Origin of the sequence: Vibrio sp. 1CM23M, assembly GCF_023161755.1 — a bacterium.
GTDB classification, from domain to species: Bacteria; Pseudomonadota; Gammaproteobacteria; order Enterobacterales; family Vibrionaceae; genus Vibrio; species Vibrio coralliirubri.
Genome location: NZ_JALNTR010000007.1, coordinates 25,093 through 44,422, shown reverse-complemented (window position 1 = coordinate 44,422; position 19,330 = coordinate 25,093). Strand labels below are relative to the sequence as shown.

General features: G+C 44.4%; 19 protein-coding genes. 12 read left to right on the top strand and 7 right to left on the bottom strand.

Features of this window, described 5'->3' with window-relative positions; genetic code table 11:
- Window positions 1–48 precede the first annotated feature (48 nt).
- The 4 genes from MSG35_RS18370 (at window position 49) to csdE (ending at window position 3,108) form a co-directional block, all read left to right on the top strand.
- On the top strand, window positions 49–522 hold the full coding sequence (locus MSG35_RS18370) for a DUF2850 domain-containing protein (protein WP_050052891.1): 474 nt from the start codon (window positions 49–51) through the stop codon (window positions 520–522).
- Window positions 523–603: 81 nt separating this feature from the next.
- Window positions 604–1,716, top strand: a complete 1,113-nt coding sequence (gene mltA, locus MSG35_RS18365) for a murein transglycosylase A (RefSeq protein WP_017059898.1) — start codon at window positions 604–606, stop codon at window positions 1,714–1,716.
- A gap of 113 nt (window positions 1,717–1,829) precedes the next feature.
- Window positions 1,830–2,639, top strand: a complete 810-nt coding sequence (tcdA, locus tag MSG35_RS18360) for a tRNA cyclic N6-threonylcarbamoyladenosine(37) synthase TcdA (RefSeq protein WP_050052889.1) — start codon at window positions 1,830–1,832, stop codon at window positions 2,637–2,639.
- A 37-nt stretch (window positions 2,640–2,676) separates the two neighbouring features.
- Window positions 2,677–3,108 carry a cysteine desulfurase sulfur acceptor subunit CsdE gene (csdE, locus tag MSG35_RS18355; protein WP_248384705.1) on the top strand — a complete coding sequence of 144 codons (432 nt, stop codon included), beginning with the start codon at window positions 2,677–2,679 and terminating at the stop codon, window positions 3,106–3,108.
- A 332-nt stretch (window positions 3,109–3,440) separates the two neighbouring features.
- On the opposite strand, the gene csdA is transcribed toward csdE, so the two are convergent.
- The 3 genes from csdA to MSG35_RS18340 form a co-directional block, all read right to left on the bottom strand.
- A complete protein-coding gene (gene csdA, locus MSG35_RS18350; RefSeq protein ID WP_248384704.1) occupies window positions 3,441–4,652 on the bottom strand; it encodes a cysteine desulfurase CsdA in 1,212 nt (403 codons plus the stop codon).
- 87 nt (window positions 4,653–4,739) lie between these two features.
- Window positions 4,740–5,633 (bottom strand): 2-dehydropantoate 2-reductase, encoded by an 894-nt coding sequence (panE, locus tag MSG35_RS18345; RefSeq protein WP_248384703.1) that lies wholly within the window; start codon window positions 5,631–5,633, stop codon window positions 4,740–4,742.
- Between the two features lie 110 nt (window positions 5,634–5,743).
- Complete coding sequence (locus MSG35_RS18340) at window positions 5,744–6,568, bottom strand: outer membrane protein OmpK (protein ID WP_050619905.1); 825 nt, start codon at window positions 6,566–6,568, stop codon at window positions 5,744–5,746.
- 586 nt (window positions 6,569–7,154) lie between these two features.
- Between MSG35_RS18340 and MSG35_RS18335 the strand changes: the two genes are divergently transcribed.
- Window positions 7,155–8,501 (top strand): DUF4397 domain-containing protein, encoded by a 1,347-nt coding sequence (locus MSG35_RS18335; RefSeq protein ID WP_248384702.1) that lies wholly within the window; start codon window positions 7,155–7,157, stop codon window positions 8,499–8,501.
- 65 nt (window positions 8,502–8,566) lie between these two features.
- Here the strand turns inward: MSG35_RS18335 and MSG35_RS18330 are convergent, their stop codons facing one another.
- The 4 genes from MSG35_RS18330 to MSG35_RS18315 all read right to left on the bottom strand — a co-directional run bounded on the left by MSG35_RS18330 (window position 8,567) and on the right by MSG35_RS18315 (window position 12,314).
- Window positions 8,567–9,925 carry an MFS transporter gene (locus tag MSG35_RS18330; protein ID WP_248384701.1) on the bottom strand — a complete coding sequence of 453 codons (1,359 nt, stop codon included), beginning with the start codon at window positions 9,923–9,925 and terminating at the stop codon, window positions 8,567–8,569.
- A gap of 53 nt (window positions 9,926–9,978) precedes the next feature.
- Window positions 9,979–10,527, bottom strand: coding sequence for a peptidylprolyl isomerase (locus MSG35_RS18325; protein ID WP_019823852.1), 549 nt, complete (start codon window positions 10,525–10,527; stop codon window positions 9,979–9,981).
- The gene (locus tag MSG35_RS18320; protein WP_017059907.1) at window positions 10,527–11,096 is read right to left on the bottom strand and encodes a YajG family lipoprotein; all 570 of its coding nucleotides are present in this window, start codon (window positions 11,094–11,096) and stop codon (window positions 10,527–10,529) included. The genes MSG35_RS18325 and MSG35_RS18320 overlap by 1 nt, the downstream gene beginning before the upstream one ends.
- A gap of 66 nt (window positions 11,097–11,162) precedes the next feature.
- Window positions 11,163–12,314, bottom strand: coding sequence for a methyltransferase (locus MSG35_RS18315; RefSeq protein ID WP_248384700.1), 1,152 nt, complete (start codon window positions 12,312–12,314; stop codon window positions 11,163–11,165).
- Window positions 12,315–12,488: 174 nt separating this feature from the next.
- Between MSG35_RS18315 and bolA the strand changes: the two genes are divergently transcribed.
- The 7 genes from bolA to nqrF all read left to right on the top strand — a co-directional run bounded on the left by bolA (window position 12,489) and on the right by nqrF (window position 19,157).
- Window positions 12,489–12,797 (top strand): transcriptional regulator BolA, encoded by a 309-nt coding sequence (gene bolA, locus MSG35_RS18310; protein WP_017064186.1) that lies wholly within the window; start codon window positions 12,489–12,491, stop codon window positions 12,795–12,797.
- 520 nt (window positions 12,798–13,317) lie between these two features.
- Window positions 13,318–14,658 (top strand): Na(+)-translocating NADH-quinone reductase subunit A, encoded by a 1,341-nt coding sequence (locus MSG35_RS18305; RefSeq protein ID WP_248384699.1) that lies wholly within the window; start codon window positions 13,318–13,320, stop codon window positions 14,656–14,658.
- A gap of 5 nt (window positions 14,659–14,663) precedes the next feature.
- Entirely contained in the window at window positions 14,664–15,908 is a 1,245-nt protein-coding gene (locus MSG35_RS18300) for an NADH:ubiquinone reductase (Na(+)-transporting) subunit B (protein ID WP_017067139.1), read from the top strand.
- Window positions 15,898–16,665, top strand: coding sequence for a Na(+)-translocating NADH-quinone reductase subunit C (locus tag MSG35_RS18295; RefSeq protein WP_017059911.1), 768 nt, complete (start codon window positions 15,898–15,900; stop codon window positions 16,663–16,665). The genes MSG35_RS18300 and MSG35_RS18295 overlap by 11 nt, the downstream gene beginning before the upstream one ends.
- Window positions 16,665–17,297 carry an NADH:ubiquinone reductase (Na(+)-transporting) subunit D gene (locus MSG35_RS18290; RefSeq protein ID WP_008223083.1) on the top strand — a complete coding sequence of 211 codons (633 nt, stop codon included), beginning with the start codon at window positions 16,665–16,667 and terminating at the stop codon, window positions 17,295–17,297. The genes MSG35_RS18295 and MSG35_RS18290 overlap by 1 nt, the downstream gene beginning before the upstream one ends.
- Window positions 17,298–17,304: 7 nt before the next feature.
- A complete protein-coding gene (nqrE, locus tag MSG35_RS18285; protein WP_009848375.1) occupies window positions 17,305–17,901 on the top strand; it encodes an NADH:ubiquinone reductase (Na(+)-transporting) subunit E in 597 nt (198 codons plus the stop codon).
- A gap of 29 nt (window positions 17,902–17,930) precedes the next feature.
- Window positions 17,931–19,157, top strand: a complete 1,227-nt coding sequence (gene nqrF / locus MSG35_RS18280) for an NADH:ubiquinone reductase (Na(+)-transporting) subunit F (RefSeq protein WP_017631923.1) — start codon at window positions 17,931–17,933, stop codon at window positions 19,155–19,157.
- The last annotated feature ends 173 nt before the right edge of the window (window positions 19,158–19,330 follow it).

Genomic DNA, 19,330 nt, shown 5'->3' with positions numbered 1-19,330 from the left:
ACTGTCTCAGTGTAGAATGCGCATAGCATCCTTATGAGTAGTCACCGAATGCAACAAGCCCCAGCGACAAAGAACAAAATCGATGAGATAACCAAAGGCCTCTACAGCGAAGCTGATCAGCGCAATCAATCTAAGTTGAAGCGTAAGATCATTGAACGCTGTTTAATGGTTCTAGCCTTGGTGGGTTCGTTTGCGGTGGTTTCTTTGTTCGGCGATGTGCTTTCCCGAGTGCAAGATGCGGCGACGCCCGACAATCTGATATACGGCACTTGGATAGAGCAAGATGTTGCACATTATGCGACGGATGAGTTTGTTCTGAATGCTAATGGTGTGTCAGTTCGTGGGTCTGTTGTATCGACGAGCTTTGATTTTGACGGTAACTACTTTGAATACAAGGCGGGTGATAAAATCTATCGCTTCCGCATGACCAATTCTGACAATACAGAAATGGTGCTCGATTCTGACAGTCACTACAATCCCATCTTCCGCCTTAAAGGCCATATCGATAACTCCGTCCGATAGGTTATCTTATTGTAAACTCTTACAATCTACGATTGTGTTATCTGACTGTTTTTGTCATCCTCGATGCATAGAATTTTTAGGATGACTCTTGTGATTAAAAAATGGCTTCCCCTAGTCGCTGCCTCTTTGCTATTTGGCTGTGCTCAACCCACTGATCTTGCTCAACAACACCTTGATGACGAATTTCCCCGGACCTTAAATAAGGTCGATCAGGTTGAATCCAATAAACCAAGAGACTACACCGCATTTGCAGAGCAAGCTGAGATGGTGGTTTCTAAATCCCCTTCGATGGCTAAAATCTATGAGCCGCTTTATCAACAACTTAATGAGTGGGCGATGCTGAGTGGGGATCCAAGCGAACTCGCTAATTTTGGCGTTCAAACTGCTCAACTAGGCGGTGGTGATAAACAAGGCAATGTTTTGTTCACGGGTTACTTTTCTCCTGTGATGGAGCTGCGCCACGAAGCGAATGAAGAATACCGTTACCCTGTTTACGGGCTTCCTGAGTGTGGTAAAGAGTGTCCAACACGCGAAGAGATTTACAACGGCGCACTAGAAGGTCAGGGCCTTGAGTTAGGTTACTCAGCAAACCGTATCGACCCATTTATGATGGAAGTGCAGGGCAGTGGATTTGTACATTTCGGTGATGATGACACGCTGCAGTATTTCGCATACGCGGGTAAGAACAATAAAGCTTATGTGAGCATTGGCCGTGTTCTGATTGAACGAGGCTTAGTTCCACGCGAAAAAATGTCGCTAAAAGCAATCAAAGAGTGGGTGTTGGCAAACGATCCTGAAGTAGTCAAAGAGCTGCTTGAGCAAAACCCTTCTTTCGTGTTTTTTGAAGCGAGAGACGACCTATCGGTAATGGGTAGCGCGGGCATTCCTCTATTACCAATGGCGGCGGTAGCGGGCGATCGCTCTATCTTGCCTATGGGTACGCCGATTCTTGCCGAGGTTCCATTATTGAATGCAGATGGTACTTGGAGCGGTGCTCACCAACTAAGACTGTTACTGGTTTTAGATACGGGCGGCGCGGTTAAGCAAAACCATTTGGACCTCTACCATGGTATGGGACCACGAGCGGGTACAGAAGCGGGCCATTACAAGCATTTTGGCCGTGTTTGGAAGCTCGGCTTAGATGGCAGCGCGACTGAAGCGCCTTGGGCTTTGCCTCCTGAAAAGGTTGAGTAAGCGACAATAAAATAGGGCATTGAAAGCGAATCGCTAATCCCCTAGACTTTTTATTCAAGAGTGCGTATAAAACGCACTCTTTTCTTTTTCTCAGAAATAAATTGGCGGCAACAATGCGTGAATTGACCACTCCAGCTTCAGAAAACTATGACCAACGATTTGGTGGCACTCGTCGCCTATATGGCAATAGTGAAGTCGATATACTTAGAGCAGCACACGTGTGTGTGATCGGTATTGGTGGTGTAGGTTCATGGGCGGTTGAAGCGCTTGCTCGTACTGGTTTAGGTGAGCTGACTTTGATCGATATGGATGACGTGTGTGTAACTAACATCAACCGTCAGATCCACGCAATGTCGGGTACCGTTGGTAAAAGCAAAATCGAAGTGATGGCAGAGCGCGTCAAGCTGATTAACCCTGAGTGTAAAGTTAACCTGATTGACGACTTCATCGGCCCTGATAATCAGGCTGAATACCTATCTAAAGAGTTCGACTTTGTATTAGATGCGATTGACAGCATGAAAGCTAAGGCTTCACTGTTGGCATATTGTCGTAGCAACAAAATTAAGGTGATCACCACCGGTGGTGCGGGTGGTCAAATTGATCCGACTCAAATCAAAGTGGCTGATCTGACCAAGACGATTCAAGATCCGCTAGCGAAGAAGCTAAAAGATACCCTTCGTCGTCATCATAACTTCCCTAAGAATCCAGCGCGTAAGTTTGGTATCGATTGTGTGTTCTCAACTGAACAGCTGAAATACCCTCAAGCTGACGGCAGTGTCTGTGCTGCGAAAGCGACAGCAGAAGGTCCAAAGCGCATGGATTGTGCGACGGGTTTTGGTGCGGCAACGGTTGTAACGGCGACGTTTGGTTTTGTGGCTGTTTCGCGTATCGTTGAAAAGCTGATTCAAAAGCACACTAAGTAACGTCTTCTACTAAATTAACAATCGACTGGATATTAAAATGACCACATTCCCAAGCTCTCCATTCGGCACTGAAATTACCAGTGATGATATTGTCGCGAAAATGCAGACATTCAGCGGCTGGGAAGACCGTTATCGCCAAGTGATTCAATGGGGTAAGAAACTGCCAACGATGCCTGATGAACTGAAAAGTGAGCACGTGATGGTCTCTGGATGTGAAAGCCAAGTGTGGTTGGTTTCTCAGAATATCGACGGTGTTTGGCACTTTTGTTCTGATTCTGATGCGCGTATCGTTCGCGGTCTGATTGCATTAGTAATGGCTGCGTATGATGGAAAAACATCAGAGCAGGTTCAAGCGTTCGATATTGATGGTTACTTTGAACAAATCGGTTTGATTACCCATCTAAGCCCGTCTCGCGGTAATGGATTAAAAGCGATTGTTGAGCAAATTAAGAACCTCGCTAGCTCGTAATTGTCTCACACCTTTTCATCGTAGCGCTTTAAAGAGATTCCAGATACTTCGTTCCTCAGTTCTGGAATGACGAATTCTAACTGTGTTTCGTCATTCCCTAAAGCGACGAAGGAGTGTAATAGGGAATCTCATTTGGATTATATTGCTATTAGAGATTCCAGATACTTCGTTCCTCAGTTTTGGAATGACGATTTCTAACTGTGTTTCGTCATTCCCTAAAGCGACGAAGGAGCGTAATAGGGAATCTCGTTTGGATGGTTTGCTATTTGAGGTTCCAGATACTTCGTTCCTTAGCTCTGGAATGATGACTGCTAATTGAGTCTCGCCATCCCCTAAAGCATATCAACGGCTTTTTCTATCGCCGCTACGAGCTTTTCAACATCATCCATGTTGTTGTAAATACCAAATGAAATTCGAACCGTTCCTTTCACATTAAGTGCATCCATTAATGGGTGAGCACAATGATGTCCTGCACGTACTGCGATACCTTGCTGATCCAGTAGAGTCGCTATATCTTGATGGTGAACACCATCCATCACAAAAGTAATCACACTTGCGTTAGGTTGATACCCTAAAATCTGAATGTCATCCAGTTTACTGAGCGCAAGATAAGTCTCGTGTTGTAGTTGATGGATATGATTTTCGACATCTTGTTGTACAAAACCACTTAACCATTCTATTGCGGTGCTTAGTGCTATGGCTCCTGCCACATTTGGCGTGCCCGCTTCGAATTTGCCAGGCAGTTCTGAAAAAGTAGTGCCAGAGAAAGAGACGCGCTCGACCATTTTGCCACCACCATGCCAAGGTGGCATCGCTTCTAACAATTCAAGCTTGCCGTAAAGCACACCGATGCCCGCAGGGGCATAGAGCTTGTGTCCAGAGAATACGTAGAAATCAGCGCCTAAAGCAGCAACATCAACCGATTCATGAACGATACCTTGTGCGCCATCGACTACCACAATTGCATTCATCTTATGTGCTTTCTCGATGACGGCTTCAATCGGCTGACGAGAACCCGTTACGTTGGTTATCTGAGCTAATGCAACAATCTTGGTTCGTTCATTTAAAAGCGTATCAAACGCGACTAGGTCAAATTCGCAATCCGATGTCATCGGTACTTTAACGACTTTAGCCCCGGTTTGTTCAGCCACAATTTGCCAAGGCACGATGTTGGCGTGATGTTCCATTTCACTCACTAAGATCTCATCGCATGGCTGAAGGGTGCTTCTTGCGTAGGTTTGAGCAATTAGGTTGAGCGCTTCGGTTGCACCGCGAGTCCAGATGATCTCTTTTGAAGAGCTTGCTCCAATAAACTGAGCGACCTTATCTCTGGCAGCTTCAAACTGACTGGTCGCGTTCGCTGTTAAGCTATGGCTACCACGGTGAACATTGGCATTTTGTTTGGAGTAATATTGGCTAATGGCATCAATAACTACCTGAGGTTTTTGTGTCGTTGCCGCGCTGTCTAAGTAAATCAATGGTTGTTGATTGATGGTTTGTGATAGCGCAGGAAACTGCTCTCGGATGTGATTGATATCAAGCATCTATTCTTACCTAAAATCTTGGAAATTGGTGCCAGCGTTATGCTTAGCGGTATTGTTATTTTATCGCGACTTGTTGACCGTTGCTGACTAATCTTGATGATTCCAGCTATTTTCTTGCTCTTTGACTTGATCGAACAGCTTTTGGTTAACGGGAACTTCTATCTGATGCTTAAGCGCTGTTTTTATTAGGTGTCCAGTGATGAAGTCGATCTCTGTCTTGCGTTGGTAAAACATATCCTGCTTCATGGATGAGTTGTTCTGCGCCGTGGCTTGGGTGACCTGCTTGACACTTGCTTCTAATCCGTCGAATGAACAAGCGATCTCTTCGGCCTGCATAACTTGTGTTAGCTCTTCAACGATAGAACTTAAAATACCCTCAAACCTTTGGTCTGCAAGTTCACCATTCTTGATTTGTTCCAACCCAGTAAGTGGATTGATAGCACAATTGATGGCGAGTTTAGCCCAAAGCGCGGTTTCTATTTGTGGGTTCCAACTCACAGCGGGGAGAGCATCATCCAATACATCAACCAAAAACGTGCACTGTTGACCCGTTTGGTTAAAAGCACCTAGCTGGGTTTGTCCTATTCCTGTGTGAGATACATTGTTACGATCGGGTTTAAAGGCTGCTTGGGTGGTGGTCGCCAATACTATCGGGTGAGCATTAATTTGAGTGGCAATGTTGTCGACCGCGCCCATTCCGTTATGCATGAACATGAGAATGGTGTCAGAGTCGACATATTGAAGTAACGGAGTGGTGGCTTCTTCTACTTGCCAAGCCTTGACTGTGAAGATAACCAAATCACTCGTTGATAGCTTGTCGATATTGTTATTGCTGAAGGAAAGTGAAGTTTGCTCATCAAGTGTTAGGTCAATTGAGGTTTCAGGGGATCGACTCCACAACGAGACATTATGACCAGCTTGAAGCAGTTTAATCGCCCATAAAGAGCCGATGGCCCCAGGTCCAACAATAGTGATGTTCACAGCAATACCGAGATAAGAAAGTGATGCTGCAAGGATAGCGAGGCATTAAATGAAAGCAATAAAAAATGGCACCCGGGGGTGCCATTTTGGAAACTTTCTTAGAAGTTCGATTAGAACTTGTAAGTTACTGCGAAGTAGTGACCTACACCAGAAGAATCAGCTTTTGTTGTGTTTCCTGGGTATAAAGTGCTTGGAACTTCACCATCAGCGAAACCATATACATCATTGAATAATTTCAGGCCGTAACCTACTGCAAAGCGATCTGAGTGCCAGTAAATACCGTTGTACATTGCTCCACCAGTTGAAGAGCGACCTGCAACACCATCGTCCATACCAAATTGGTAATCTAAGTAACCTTGGTAAGAGATGAATGAACCATTGTCAAAGAAGTAGAAAGGTTTAAACCAGTTAGTTGAAAGTTGGAAACCGTTCCAATCTTTGTCACTCATCTCATAAACACCGTAAAGGTTTAGGCCCATTTTACCAAACCATGGAACCATCACGTCAGAGCCTAGACCCCATTTTTGTTGGCCTTCACCTGAACCACCGTAGAAGATCATTTCAGATGCAACATACACTTCTTGAACAGGGCCAAAAGAAAGGTCTTTGCCTGTAAGTCCGTCAATAGACATACGAGGAGCTACTTTTGCGAATAGCTTGTCTTGACCTGCTTTGTCACTACTTGTATCACCAGTAGGGTTAAAGAAATCAACGTAACCGTATAAGTCGAAAATACCAGAGCGGCCACCAAACTCCATCTCAATGTAATCGTGACTAGATGCTTCACCTGGACCACGCTCATCAACTGCGTACATGTAGTTGAACTGCATCCAGCTAAAGTCGTTCTTGTGAGTATCGCCGTCAGAATAATCCGCTGCCATTACTGGAGCAGAAGTTGCTGCAAGTAGGCCAAGAGTTAAAAGTGATTTACGCATAATGGAACTCTCTATGTTTGAAATAAGTAACCCGCTAATCCGTGCGTGTTTATGATGTCCGAATGCCGAGCATAATAGCGATTTTGTTCTCAAATAAAAGTGAGACAGAGTGAAAACTACAATTATTAAGGTGAGGTTGATCACACTAATGATCTAAATGATGGAACTTTAAGGTGGTAATGCATCTTGATGCACCTCTAATTCTATTGATTTTGTGAAATTCGATTATTTTGTGGATAAATAGGTGAAATACTGCGCTAAGCAAACGATTCTACTAATTAGAGTGACATGCATATCAAAATCAACAGTATTCCTTTCTAAGCGTTTTCTCTTAAAAAATGACTCATTCAAACCACCTCTTAATCTTGTCTTTGATCTATTTTTGACCAACAGCGTAATGGAGTTGGAATCAATTGATGGACAACTCATGTGATGACTGCCTAGGGATTTGAACCTAGCTACTTTTTGAATCACGGAGAATTAAAGACAGTTCACTGCACTAGATTTTGAAATACTTTTTAAAGATTAGTTATTGGACTAATCATTTGTGTGACGAACTGGTCTAACTTTTTTGGAGAGAAGACCAATGAAATATTCACCTATACTCGCTGTAGCAATTTCAGCCCTATTTCTTGTTGGGTGTGATGACGACGATGAATCAACAACTCAACTACAAGCTGTACATGCATCGCCAGATGCTCCTTTAGCTAACGTTCTAGTCAATAGTCAGGCTCGTTGGAGCGATGTCGATTATGCTCAAGCATCCGGATACGCCTCCGTAGGTCAAGGACAGACAACTCTTCAAGTCGATGTTCAACTCCCAGGTGACGCTGTTGCTACTGTTATTTCGCCAAGCCAATTCGATTTAAGCGGTGAATTGGATTACACCGTGATGGTGGTCGGCGATGCTGACGGTTCCAATAACCCGGTTGAGGCTTTGGTTGTTACACGACCTGCTGCGGGAACGGCGACAAGTTCAAGTCTGGATGTGCAAGTAGTACACGCGGCAACAGGGGTCGGCGATGTAAACCTATATGTGACAGGGCCGAGTGATCCATTGGGCGCACCGTTGGGGACGTTGGCTTATAAAGATTTTACCGATGTACTCAATATTCCAGCTGGACAATATCGTGTGAGATTAGAAACCGTGAGCGGCAATGCTATTGCTTTTGACTCTGGAGAAATCACTCTGTCTGGCGGTAGCGAGCTAACTATTGCGGCGGTGCCAAGAGCGGATTCAAACAGTGCATCTCCAGTGAAGTTGATGGTGATGGATGGTAGTGGTTCTTCTCTACTTTACGATATGGCAGAAACGGCAGAAGTAAGAGTAGGGCATTTAGTTGATGGGGCGCCGGATGTGGATCCATTTGTGAACGGAGCTGCATTTGCACCTCTTGCTGATTTGATGTTTAAAGAGATCCGTGGATTTATCGATTTAGCTGCAGGAAGTTATGATATTGACATCTTTGCTGACGGCACTACAACCAATGCATTGATTGATGCGGATGGTGTCGCTGTATTTGCCGGCATGGATTACAGCATCTATGCGGTTGGGACGGTGAGCCCACTGAATTTGGAAGCTTTGGTTGTTCCCGAGAACCGTCGTTCGGTAGCGACCAGTGCGGTATTAAATATTACCCACGCTGCTGCTAACCCAATTGCCGCATCGGTGGACATCTACTTAACAGAAAACGTAGGTATCTCTGGTAGCACCCCGGCGTTAAGTGACGTGAAATTCAAAGATTATGCGAATGGCATTTATGTTGCGGCGGGGTCTTACTTTGTGACGATAACGGTAGCGGGTCAGCCGTCGGTTGTGGCGATTGATTCAGCGCTTGCTACTTTGGCTAATGGTGTGGTGTATCAAGTCGTGGCGATTGATGATTCGATGGGAACGGGTTTTAACCTAATTGTCAGTGAAACAACAGACTAGATCTGAAGATAGAACGTAAAAGAGGGTAGCTCAATGCTACCCTCTTCTCATTTTTTTCTTTGATTCTATTCTTGATTGTTTTTGGCTTTTTCTAATAAATCCGTGAAAAAGTGGCGTAATGAGTAGAGCATGATCAAACTTGGTATCACCATGAGTGCAGTCAGTATAAAGAAGGTTGACCAGTCATTGAGGTAATCAACCAACTCACCACTGAATGAAGCCAGTGTGGTACGACCGAAGTTACCCAAGGATGCGAGTAATGCATATTGGGTTGCAGAGAAGGCCTGCCCGGTTAATAGCGTTAAGAAAGAGACAAAAGCTACTGTTGAAAAGGCGGTCGTGAAGTTATCGACAATAATCGTTGCCAAGAACAAGGTTTCACTTGGGCCTGCCTGAGCGATCCACGCAAACATTAGATTACTGGCTGCCATGGCAACACCGCCAATCATCAGTCCGCGTACAATGCCGAATTTCACATTGAAGACACTGCCTACCAAAGTGAAGAATATGGTTGCGCCCCAACCAATTAACTTCGAATAGTGGCCGATCTGTTCGTTACTAAAACCTATCTCTTTATAGAAGGTGATCGACATACGACCTAAGAAGGCTTCACCTATCTTAAATAGGAATACGAACAGCAGTAGGGTGATGGCAACTTGAACTCCGTTTCGTTTGAAGAAGTCATAAAACGGTTCTAACACGGTAACACTGAACCAAGCCACGACTTTCGAACCGATAACCTTATTGTGGCGTTGCTGAGCTTGTTCTTGCAGGGCTTCGCGTTGTGTGTTTGGCTCTCCGACAAAAAGCGTAAACAGCATTAGTACGACAACGACGCCTGCCATTCCGTAATACACACCATTCCAACCGATTGAGTCTGCGTTAATAAAGGCAAGGTAGCCTGGTAGAGAATACCCCGTCCACCAACCCATCACTGCCATTGCAGAAGCTTGCGGCAGCTTTGATGCTTCGGATTTTGGGAAGGTATCAATACGAAATGCATCAATCGCGATGTCTTGCGTGGCCGAGGCAATGGCAATAGCGAGCGCCAACATTGAAGTAAACGCCAAATTCTCTGCGGGATTGACGCCTGCGATGAATAAGGTACCGATTAAAACAATGGTTTGGCAGAAAAAGATCCAACTGCGGCGCTGGCCGAGTATTGCGTGAAGCACCGGCAGTTTTACTCGGTCTACCAATGGTGCCCATAGAAAGTTAATCGCATACACGGCAAACACACTACCAAAGTAGCCGATGGCAGCACGTGTTAAACCTGCATCTTTTAGCCAACCAGACATATTGGATCCAATAAGAACCCATGGGAAGCCGCTCGAACAGCCGAGCATAAACACCCAAAGTAGGCGTTTATCTAGGTAGCTGCGGAAAGTCTGCATCCAAGAAAGAGAGGGAGTGCCTGATGACATAGGGCGTCCTTGTGTAGAAAAACGCCCTTAAGAAATAAGGGCGTTAGATTGGATTACTTAAGAAGGGTCACTTTAGTGATGACGATTGGGTCGACTGGGATGTCTGACATGCGGCCCATTCGTTTAGTTGGAATGGTTGCCATCTTTTGAACAACATCAAAACCTTCAGTTACTTTGCCGAATACAGCGTAGCCTGGGTTGCCACCTTTGGCGTTCAAGAAATCATTATCAGAGAAGTTAATGAAGAACTGACGAGTTGCAGAATCTGGCGCATTAGTACGAGCCATCGCGATTGTTGCTGTATCGTTCTTCAAGCCATTGCTGCCTTCATTCTTGATAGGAGCGTAAGTTGCTTGTTGATTCATCTCTTGATCGAAGCCGCCACCTTGAGCCATAAAGCCAGGAATAACACGGTGGAAGATAGTGCCTTCGTAGCTGCCGTCAGCAACGTATTTTAGGAAGTTCTCCGCACTAACCGGTGCTTGTTCTTGGTTAAGCTCAATAGTGAAGTCGCCTAATGTTGTTTCCACGTTTACTTTAGGACCAGCCCAAACGCTCACGCTCACTAGCATTAATGCGATAGAAGATAAAATACGACCCATTAGAAACGTTCCTTCATGTAAGTTTGTAGCTCTTGGTCGTTAGCGATCTCAGTAAGAACCAAGTTGATCACATCATTAAGAACCATAGAGATGTCGTCGTTAGATGCACTCAATGCACCAGTGCGTGTTGCAGTTCCGTTGAATGTTTTAACTAGTTTGCCTTCAGGTGTTTCAGCGGTAACTTCAAGCGTTACTTTACCGTCCATTTTGTTTTCCATAATGGTGTGCTCTACGGTAACGAGTGCTTCTTGAATCTCTAAAACAATCGAGTTTTCACTGTTTACGCTCGCACGAAAACCTTGAGACTCTAACTGCTGTGCAACAGCATTTTCTAGAGAAATACGCATGTTTTGCTTAGCGTGAATTGGCTGAATGTTTGAACGGCCACTATCAACCAATGCAACATATTGAGCGGCACGAACATCTTTACTGGTTAGTGTGTATGTTTTGCCTTGTACAAGGTTGCTTGAGCTTAGTGAAGCTTCTGGCATTACATTGATCTGTTCTTGCTGAGGGGCTGAACATGCTGTCAAAGCCATAATAGAAGCAGCCAAAATCAGTTTTTTCATTCCTTTATCCTTTCTAAATTCACACCAGAAGCTCGGTATCTTAAATTCTTGTGAAGTCGTTTCTGCTTATTTATTAAAATTCGCAGGTTCTCTTGTTGCTTGTAATATCTCAAATTTTTGGTTTAGTTCAAGCGTTTCAACGTTAGCTTCACCAAATAGTCTTGCTAGTTTGACATCGTATCCGAGGTGTCGGTTGCCAATAACAATTAATTTGCCTCCATTGCTTAGAACATGCTTTGCATCACAGAACATTTGCCACGCAATGTGATCCGTAATCGCTTGTTGCTGATGGAATGGAGGATTACACATCACTAAGTAGGTGCTGTTTTTCTTGAAGCCATCTAAACAGTTGTTGGCGATGAACTGGAAGTTGCCTTCTTCACCAAGGTTATCCTTGACGTTTTGGCGCGCCGATTCCACCGCCATAAAGCTTTCATCCACACAGGTGATACGAGCTTGTGGGTTCAATTGCCCTGCTTTTACACTCAATACACCGTTGCCACAGCCAAGATCGATGATATGACGCAGCTCAGGATCTTGTGGGATGTGCTCTAGCATATAGCGAGCGCCCTGATCGAGTGCTTCCCCTGAGTAAACATTTGGTAAATTTTTCAATCGGATATCTTCACCGTCTACATCCCATTCAACAAAAGGCTCTACCGTTTGAATTGGCTGGCAGTTTGGAGATGAGAAGACTAAGCGGTGTTTTTTCTTCGCTAGTGATGTTTTGGTTTCGCCTAGGTATTTTTCGAACAGGTTAAGCGTAGAGGTGTGAATCTCTTTTACCTTGTTGACGCCGATCACTTGGCAGCCTTCAGGCAATGCTTGGCGTAGCTGGCTCAATTGCCAGATTAGGTGACGATTAGTTTTTGGCAGCTGCATGATCACAAGATCGATACCGTGTGGGATATCGTCCATCGTGTTCAAGAAGTTCACTCGGTTACTTTGATTGCGCTGCAAGTTTTTCAGGGCACCACGGTGAGAGATAAATGAGTCGCTCATCATAGTGACATCATGATCTTTCGAGAACCAAGTCGATAGGGCACCGAAGTTGTCGTTCATGATCAGGATGTGTTTACCAGGTTCAAGGTTCATCTCTTCAACATGGCTAATAATGTATTCGTCGCCCGCATCCCAAGCTTGAAGGGTTTCATTTGAACGTTTCGGGAAACGATGTAAGGTCAAAGTTCTGTCGTGAAGGGTAAGTTCGGTTTTCATTGCTTGAGATACTTATGTAAGAAATAACAAAGATATTGTCTCAAATGCAGGCTGAACAAGATAGAAAAAACTCAACCAAACCTATGCCATTCGCTATGAAATACTCAGACACTCGACCTGTTAGGGTTTATACTCAGCCCACGGATAATGCCAATACGTTATTAAGGAATCACAATGATCCAAGAAGTTATCGAAACAAAATTGCACAATGAGTTTTCACCAAGTCATTTAAACGTGGTCAATGAGAGCTATATGCACAATGTTCCGGCTGGTTCTGAGAGTCATTTCAAAGTGATTGTTGTCAGCGATGTGTTTGAAGGTTTGCGTCTTATTGCTCGTCATCGAGCGGTAAATAAAGCCCTTTCAGAAGAGCTAGCGAACAATATTCATGCATTGTCCATTCACACTTATACAAAAGATGAATGGATGAAGCAGCTAGATAACGTGCCAGACAGCCCGATGTGCATGGGCGGCGGTAAGTAAGAAAGCTTACGAATATAGAAGAGGTGGCTATGCCGCCTTTTTGTCGTCAAATTCATCTGTTTTTCGTTGTTATATCACTCAAACTGATGGTAAATCGAACGGCTGAAAATACCTACAATGAGTAATGTTTTTATTAACAGTGTTTCAACATAACTCGTAAAATATTAGTTTGTGACAGAGTATTAATCTCTTGTTTAAAACACGATTCAAAAGCCAATCTATCTGTGCGGCTCGTCAAATTTATACATATTTGAGAGTCCATATGCTTCAAATCTCACCAAATAAAGGCCGTATTCAAGTTATTGGTCATGGCATCAAGTTGTCAAAAAATGCTAGAATACGGCACCTGATAAATCTCACATAATATTTGTGATGAGTTTATTAATGTAATGTTGCGATTTTGGTATCTCAAATTTACCAAAACCGGACACTGTAATGTCGTGTCTAAGGGCGATTTTAAAACGTCCCGAATTTACGCAATTAAAAGAATCTTTTTCCCGATAAAGTAGTGCAAGTGCGTATGATTACAATAAAGAAGGGTTTGGATCTTCCTATCGCAGGAACTCCATCCCAGGTGATTAATGATGGTAAGTCCATCACTAAAGTCGCCTTGCTTGGCGAAGAGTACGTTGGTATGCGTCCTACGATGCATGCTCGCGTTGGTGATGAAGTGAAGAAAGGCCAAGTTCTTTTTGCAGATAAAAAGAACTCAGGTGTTGTATTTACTTCTCCAGCAAGCGGTAAAGTTATTGAAGTGAACCGTGGTGCTAAGCGTGTTCTTCAATCAGTAGTGATTGAAGTAGCAGGCAATGAGCAAATCACGTTCAATAGCTATGAAGCTAACCAACTAGTAGGCCTTGACCGTGAAACGGTTAAAGCTCAGTTAGTTGAGTCTGGCGCATGGACCGCTTTGCGAACTCGTCCGTTCAGCAAGGTTCCAGCAGTTGATTCTGAAACTCAGGCTATTTTCGTTACTGCTATGGATACTAATCCGCTAGCAGCTGAGCCAGAATTAATCATTAACGAGCAGTCTGATGCTTTCGTTGCTGGTTTAGATCTTCTTTCAACTCTGACTAACGGTAAAGTGTACGTTTGTAAAAAAGGTACTAGCTTACCTCGTTCAGCTCAGTCTAACGTTGAAGAACATGTTTTTGATGGCCCACACCCTGCAGGTCTTGCAGGCACGCATATGCATTACCTATATCCGGTAAATGTACAAAATGTAGCGTGGAGCATTAACTACCAAGATGTTATCGCATTCGGTAAGCTTTTCCTTACTGGTGAGATTTACTCTGAGCGTGTTGTTTCTCTGGCTGGTCCAGTGGTGAACAACCCACGTCTAGTTCGTACTCAAATTGGTGCTAGCCTTGAAGAGTTGACAGACAGCGAGTTAATGCCAGGCGAAGTTCGTGTGATTTCTGGTTCTGTACTTACGGGTACTGAAGCAACAGGTCCACATGCTTTCCTTGGTCGTTACCATCAACAAGTTTCTGTTCTACGTGAAGGTCGTGATAAAGAGCTATTCGGCTGGGCTATGCCTGGTAAGAACAAGTTCTCTGTTACTCGTTCATTCCTTGGTCACCTGTTTAAAGGTCAGTTGTTCAACATGACAACGACAACAAACGGTAGTGACCGCTCAATGGTTCCAATTGGTAACTACGAGCGCGTAATGCCTCTAGATATGGAACCTACATTGCTGCTTCGTGATCTATGTGCAGGCGACATTGATAGTGCTCAAGCACTTGGTGCGCTAGAGCTAGACGAAGAAGATGTAGCATTGTGTACCTTTGTATGTCCAGGTAAGTACGAGTACGGTCAACTACTTCGTGAATGCCTAGATACGATTGAGAAGGAAGGGTAATTTTCATGGGCCTTAAAAAGTTTCTTGAAGACATCGAGCATCATTTTGAGCCAGGTGGTAAACACGAGAAGTGGTTTGCGCTTTACGAAGCAGCAGCGACAGTGTTCTACACGCCAGGTCTTATTACAAAGAAAAGCTCGCACGTTCGTGATAGCGTTGATTTAAAACGTATCATGATCATGGTTTGGTTCGCGGTATTCCCAGCAATGTTCTGGGGTATGTACAACGCGGGTGGCCAAGCTATCGCAGCACTTAACCATATGTACGCAGGCGCTGAACTAGCATCTGTTATCAGCGGTAACTGGCACTACTGGCTAACCGAAATGCTTGGAGCCTCCTTAGGAGCCGATGCAGGTGTTGGCAGCAAGATGCTACTTGGTGCGACTTACTTCCTACCTATCTACGCAACGGTATTCATCGTTGGTGGTTTCTGGGAAGTTTTGTTCTGTATGGTGCGTAAGCACGAAGTAAACGAAGGTTTCTTTGTTACTTCTATCTTATTCGCGCTTATCGTTCCGCCAACACTTCCTCTATGGCAAGCAGCACTAGGTATTACCTTCGGTGTTGTTGTAGCGAAAGAGATCTTCGGTGGTACGGGTCGTAACTTCCTGAACCCTGCACTTGCTGGCCGTGCGTTCCTATTCTTTGCATACCCTGCACAGATTTCAGGTGACGTAGTTTGGACTGCTGCAGACGGTTTCTCTGGTGCAACTGCTCTTAGCCAATGGGCTCAAGGCGGCGGTAGCGCACTAATGAACGTAACATCTGGTGAAGCAATCACTTGGATGGACGCATTCATTGGTAACATCCCAGGTTCTATCGGTGAAGTATCGACTCTAGCACTTATGATTGGTGCAGCGATGATCGTCTACATGCGTATCGCTTCATGGCGCATCATTGCTGGTGTAATGATCGGTATGATTGCTGTGTCTACGCTGTTTAACGTGATCGGTTCTGATACTAACGCAATGTTCAGCATGCCTTGGCACTGGCACCTAGTTCTAGGTGGCTTCGCATTCGGTATGTTCTTCATGGCGACTGACCCAGTATCAGCTTCATTTACCAACAAAGGTAAGTGGTGGTACGGCATCCTAATCGGCGCAATGTGTGTAATGATTCGTGTAGTTAACCCTGCATACCCAGAAGGCATGATGCTTGCGATTCTATTCGCAAACCTATTTGCTCCTCTGTTTGACCACGTTGTAATCGAGAAGAACATTAAGCGGAGACTAGCGCGCTATGGCAAGTAATAACGATAGCATTAAAAAGACGCTGTTTGTTGTTATCGCATTGAGCCTAGTGTGCTCAATCATCGTTTCAACAGCTGCAGTTGTTCTTAAACCTAAGCAACAAGCTAACGCGGTTCTGGATCAGCAAACTAAGATCCTTGAAGTTGCGGGCATTGAACTTGCGGGTAATATCCCTGAACTGTACGCAGAGAACATTGAACCTCGTCTAGTTGATTTCGCTACTGGCGATTTCGTTGACGGCGATGCTGCTGCATACGACCAACGTAAAGCGGCAAAAGATCCAGCTCAGTCAATCAAGCTTTCAGCTGAAGATGACATCGCTAAGATCCTTCGTCGTGCTAACACGGGTACTGTATACCTTGTGAAAGATGGCGCTGAAACTTCTAAAGTTATCATCCCTGTTCACGGTAACGGTCTATGGTCAATGATGTACGCATTCGTTGCGGTAGAAACTGATGGCAACACAGTTTCTGGTATCACTTACTACGAGCAAGGTGAAACTCCTGGACTTGGTGGTGAAGTTGAGAACCCATCTTGGCGCGCTCAATTCGTTGGTAAGAAATTATTCGACGAAAACCACAAACCTGCTATTCAGGTTGTTAAAGGTGGCGCTCCTCAAGGTTCTGAGCACGGTGTAGATGGCCTTTCTGGTGCAACACTGACTAGCGTTGGTGTTCAACATACATTTGACTTCTGGTTAGGTGATATGGGCTTTGGTCCGTTCCTAGCAAAAGTTCGTGACGGAGGTCTGAACTAATGTCTAGTGCAAAAGAAATTAAAAAGAGCATCTTAGCGCCGGTGTTGGACAACAACCCAATCGCGCTACAGGTTCTTGGTGTGTGTTCTGCTCTTGCGGTAACCACTAAGCTAGAAACAGCATTTGTTATGACTATCGCGGTAATGTTTGTTACTGCTCTGTCTAACTTCTTCGTTTCTTTGATCCGTAACCACATTCCTAACAGTGTGCGTATCATCGTTCAGATGGCAATTATCGCATCATTAGTAATCGTGGTAGACCAAGTGCTTAAAGCATACCTATACGATATCTCTAAGCAGCTATCTGTATTCGTAGGCCTAATCATTACTAACTGTATTGTAATGGGTCGTGCTGAAGCATTCGCAATGAAGTCTGCGCCAATCCCATCTCTAATCGATGGTCTTGGTAACGGTCTTGGTTACGGTTTCGTTCTTATCACTGTTGGTTTCTTCCGTGAGCTTCTAGGCTCTGGCAAACTATTTGGTATGGAAGTACTACCTCTAGTGAGCAACGGTGGTTGGTATCAGCCAAACGGCTTGATGCTTCTAGCACCTTCTGCATTCTTCCTAATTGGTTTCTTGATTTGGGCAATTCGTGTGTTCAAACCAGAACAAGTAGAAGCGAAGGGGTAAGGTAGTCATGGAACATTATATTAGTCTGCTAGTTAAATCGATTTTCATCGAAAACATGGCGCTTTCTTTCTTCCTAGGTATGTGTACATTCCTAGCGGTATCTAAGAAAGTTAAAACTTCTTTTGGTCTTGGTGTTGCGGTAGTTGTAGTACTTACAATCGCTGTTCCTGTAAACAACCTTGTTTACACACACATCCTGAAAGAAAACGCGCTTGTTGAAGGTGTCGATTTAAGTTTCCTTAACTTCATCGCATTCATCGGTGTTATCGCGGCACTTGTACAAATCCTAGAGATGGTTCTAGACCGTTTCTTCCCACCTTTGTACAACGCACTAGGTATCTTCCTTCCACTGATCACAGTTAACTGTGCAATCTTTGGTGGTGTATCTTTCATGGTAACTCGTGACTACAACTTTGCTGAATCTGTTGTTTACGGCTTCGGTTCTGGTGTGGGTTGGATGTTAGCTATCGTTGCTCTTGCGGGTATCCGTGAGAAGATGAAGTACTCTGACGTTCCTCCAGGTCTTCGTGGCCTTGGTATCACGTTCATTACTGTTGGTCTGATGGCGTTAGGCTTTATGTCTTTCTCTGGTGTTCAACTGTAGGGTAAGCACCCAGTAATAAGGAATAACAAATGCAAAGCATTATTCTTGGCGTAGCGATGTTTACCATTATTGTATTGGCTCTAGTACTAGTGATTCTTTTCGCTAAGTCTAAGCTAGTACCATCAGGTGACATCACTATTGCTGTAAACGGCGACCCTGAAAAGGCGATCGTTACTCAACCTGGTAGCAAGCTACTTGGTGCCCTAGCTGGCGCTGGTATCTTCGTATCTTCTGCTTGTGGCGGCGGTGGCTCTTGTGGTCAGTGTCGTGTGAAAGTTAAGTCTGGCGGTGGCGACATCCTTCCGACTGAACTTGATCACATCACAAAAGGTGAAGCTCGCGAAGGCGAACGTCTTGCATGTCAAGTTGCTATGAAAACTGACATGGAGATTGAACTAGACGAAGATATCTTTGGTGTTAAAAAGTGGGAATGTACTGTTATCTCGAATAACAACGAAGCTACTTTCATCAAAGAACTTGCTCTAGCGATCCCTGAAGGTGAAGAAGTTCCGTTCCGCGCGGGTGGTTACATTCAGATTGAAGCTGAACCACATCACGTGAAATACGCAGATTACGATATTCCTGAGGAATACCGTGGTGACTGGGATAAGTTCAACTTGTTCCGTTACGAGTCTATCGTTAAAGAGCATTCGATCCGTGCTTACTCTATGGCTTCATACCCAGAAGAGAAAGGCATCATCAAGCTTAACGTGCGTATCGCAACTCCGCCGCCAAACAACCCTGACGTAGCTCCTGGTGTGATGTCTTCATACATCTGGTCTCTTAAAGAAGGCGACAAATGTACTATTTCTGGTCCATTTGGTGAGTTCTTTGCTAAAGACACAGACAATGAAATGGTATTCATCGGTGGTGGTGCAGGTATGGCGCCAATGCGTTCACATATCTTCGACCAACTTAAGCGTCTTAACTCTACTCGTAAGATGTCTTACTGGTACGGTGCACGTTCTAAGCGTGAGATGTTCTACATTGAAGATTTCGATGGCCTAGCGGCTGCAAACGAGAACTTCGTGTGGCACTGTGCTCTGTCTGATCCTCAACCAGAGGACAACTGGGACGGTTACACAGGTTTCATCCACAACGTATTGTACGAAAACTACCTGAAGGATCACGAAGCTCCTGAAGACTGTGAGTACTACATGTGTGGTCCACCAATGATGAACGCGGCTGTTATCGGCATGCTGAAAGATCTTGGTGTAGAAGATGAAAACATCCTACTAGATGACTTCGGTGGTTAATCCATTTAAGTGATTGATATTATGGCTGACTCTCACGAGTCAGCCATTTGTTTTTCTAAGACTATTTTTGACAACATACTGGCTTATATAAGAAAGAGTAAGGCATTCAAAATACCTATTTTTTACTCTTATTTTTCCTTATATAAATCCTTAACATTAGACAGGAGTAAGCA

Coding starts and splice junctions, on each gene's coding strand:
- MSG35_RS18370 (WP_050052891.1), top strand. CDS start 49: ATGCAACAAGCCCCAGCGACAAAGAACAAAATCGATGAGATAACCAAA.
- mltA (WP_017059898.1), top strand. CDS start 604: ATGACTCTTGTGATTAAAAAATGGCTTCCCCTAGTCGCTGCCTCTTTG.
- tcdA (WP_050052889.1), top strand. CDS start 1,830: ATGCGTGAATTGACCACTCCAGCTTCAGAAAACTATGACCAACGATTT.
- csdE (WP_248384705.1), top strand. CDS start 2,677: ATGACCACATTCCCAAGCTCTCCATTCGGCACTGAAATTACCAGTGAT.
- csdA (WP_248384704.1), bottom strand. CDS start 4,652: ATGCTTGATATCAATCACATCCGAGAGCAGTTTCCTGCGCTATCACAA.
- MSG35_RS18340 (WP_050619905.1), bottom strand. CDS start 6,568: ATGCGTAAATCACTTTTAACTCTTGGCCTACTTGCAGCAACTTCTGCT.
- MSG35_RS18335 (WP_248384702.1), top strand. CDS start 7,155: ATGAAATATTCACCTATACTCGCTGTAGCAATTTCAGCCCTATTTCTT.
- MSG35_RS18330 (WP_248384701.1), bottom strand. CDS start 9,925: ATGTCATCAGGCACTCCCTCTCTTTCTTGGATGCAGACTTTCCGCAGC.
- MSG35_RS18325 (WP_019823852.1), bottom strand. CDS start 10,527: ATGGGTCGTATTTTATCTTCTATCGCATTAATGCTAGTGAGCGTGAGC.
- MSG35_RS18320 (WP_017059907.1), bottom strand. CDS start 11,096: ATGAAAAAACTGATTTTGGCTGCTTCTATTATGGCTTTGACAGCATGT.
- MSG35_RS18315 (WP_248384700.1), bottom strand. CDS start 12,314: ATGAAAACCGAACTTACCCTTCACGACAGAACTTTGACCTTACATCGT.
- bolA (WP_017064186.1), top strand. CDS start 12,489: ATGATCCAAGAAGTTATCGAAACAAAATTGCACAATGAGTTTTCACCA.
- MSG35_RS18305 (WP_248384699.1), top strand. CDS start 13,318: ATGATTACAATAAAGAAGGGTTTGGATCTTCCTATCGCAGGAACTCCA.
- MSG35_RS18300 (WP_017067139.1), top strand. CDS start 14,664: ATGGGCCTTAAAAAGTTTCTTGAAGACATCGAGCATCATTTTGAGCCA.
- MSG35_RS18295 (WP_017059911.1), top strand. CDS start 15,898: ATGGCAAGTAATAACGATAGCATTAAAAAGACGCTGTTTGTTGTTATC.
- MSG35_RS18290 (WP_008223083.1), top strand. CDS start 16,665: ATGTCTAGTGCAAAAGAAATTAAAAAGAGCATCTTAGCGCCGGTGTTG.
- nqrE (WP_009848375.1), top strand. CDS start 17,305: ATGGAACATTATATTAGTCTGCTAGTTAAATCGATTTTCATCGAAAAC.
- nqrF (WP_017631923.1), top strand. CDS start 17,931: ATGCAAAGCATTATTCTTGGCGTAGCGATGTTTACCATTATTGTATTG.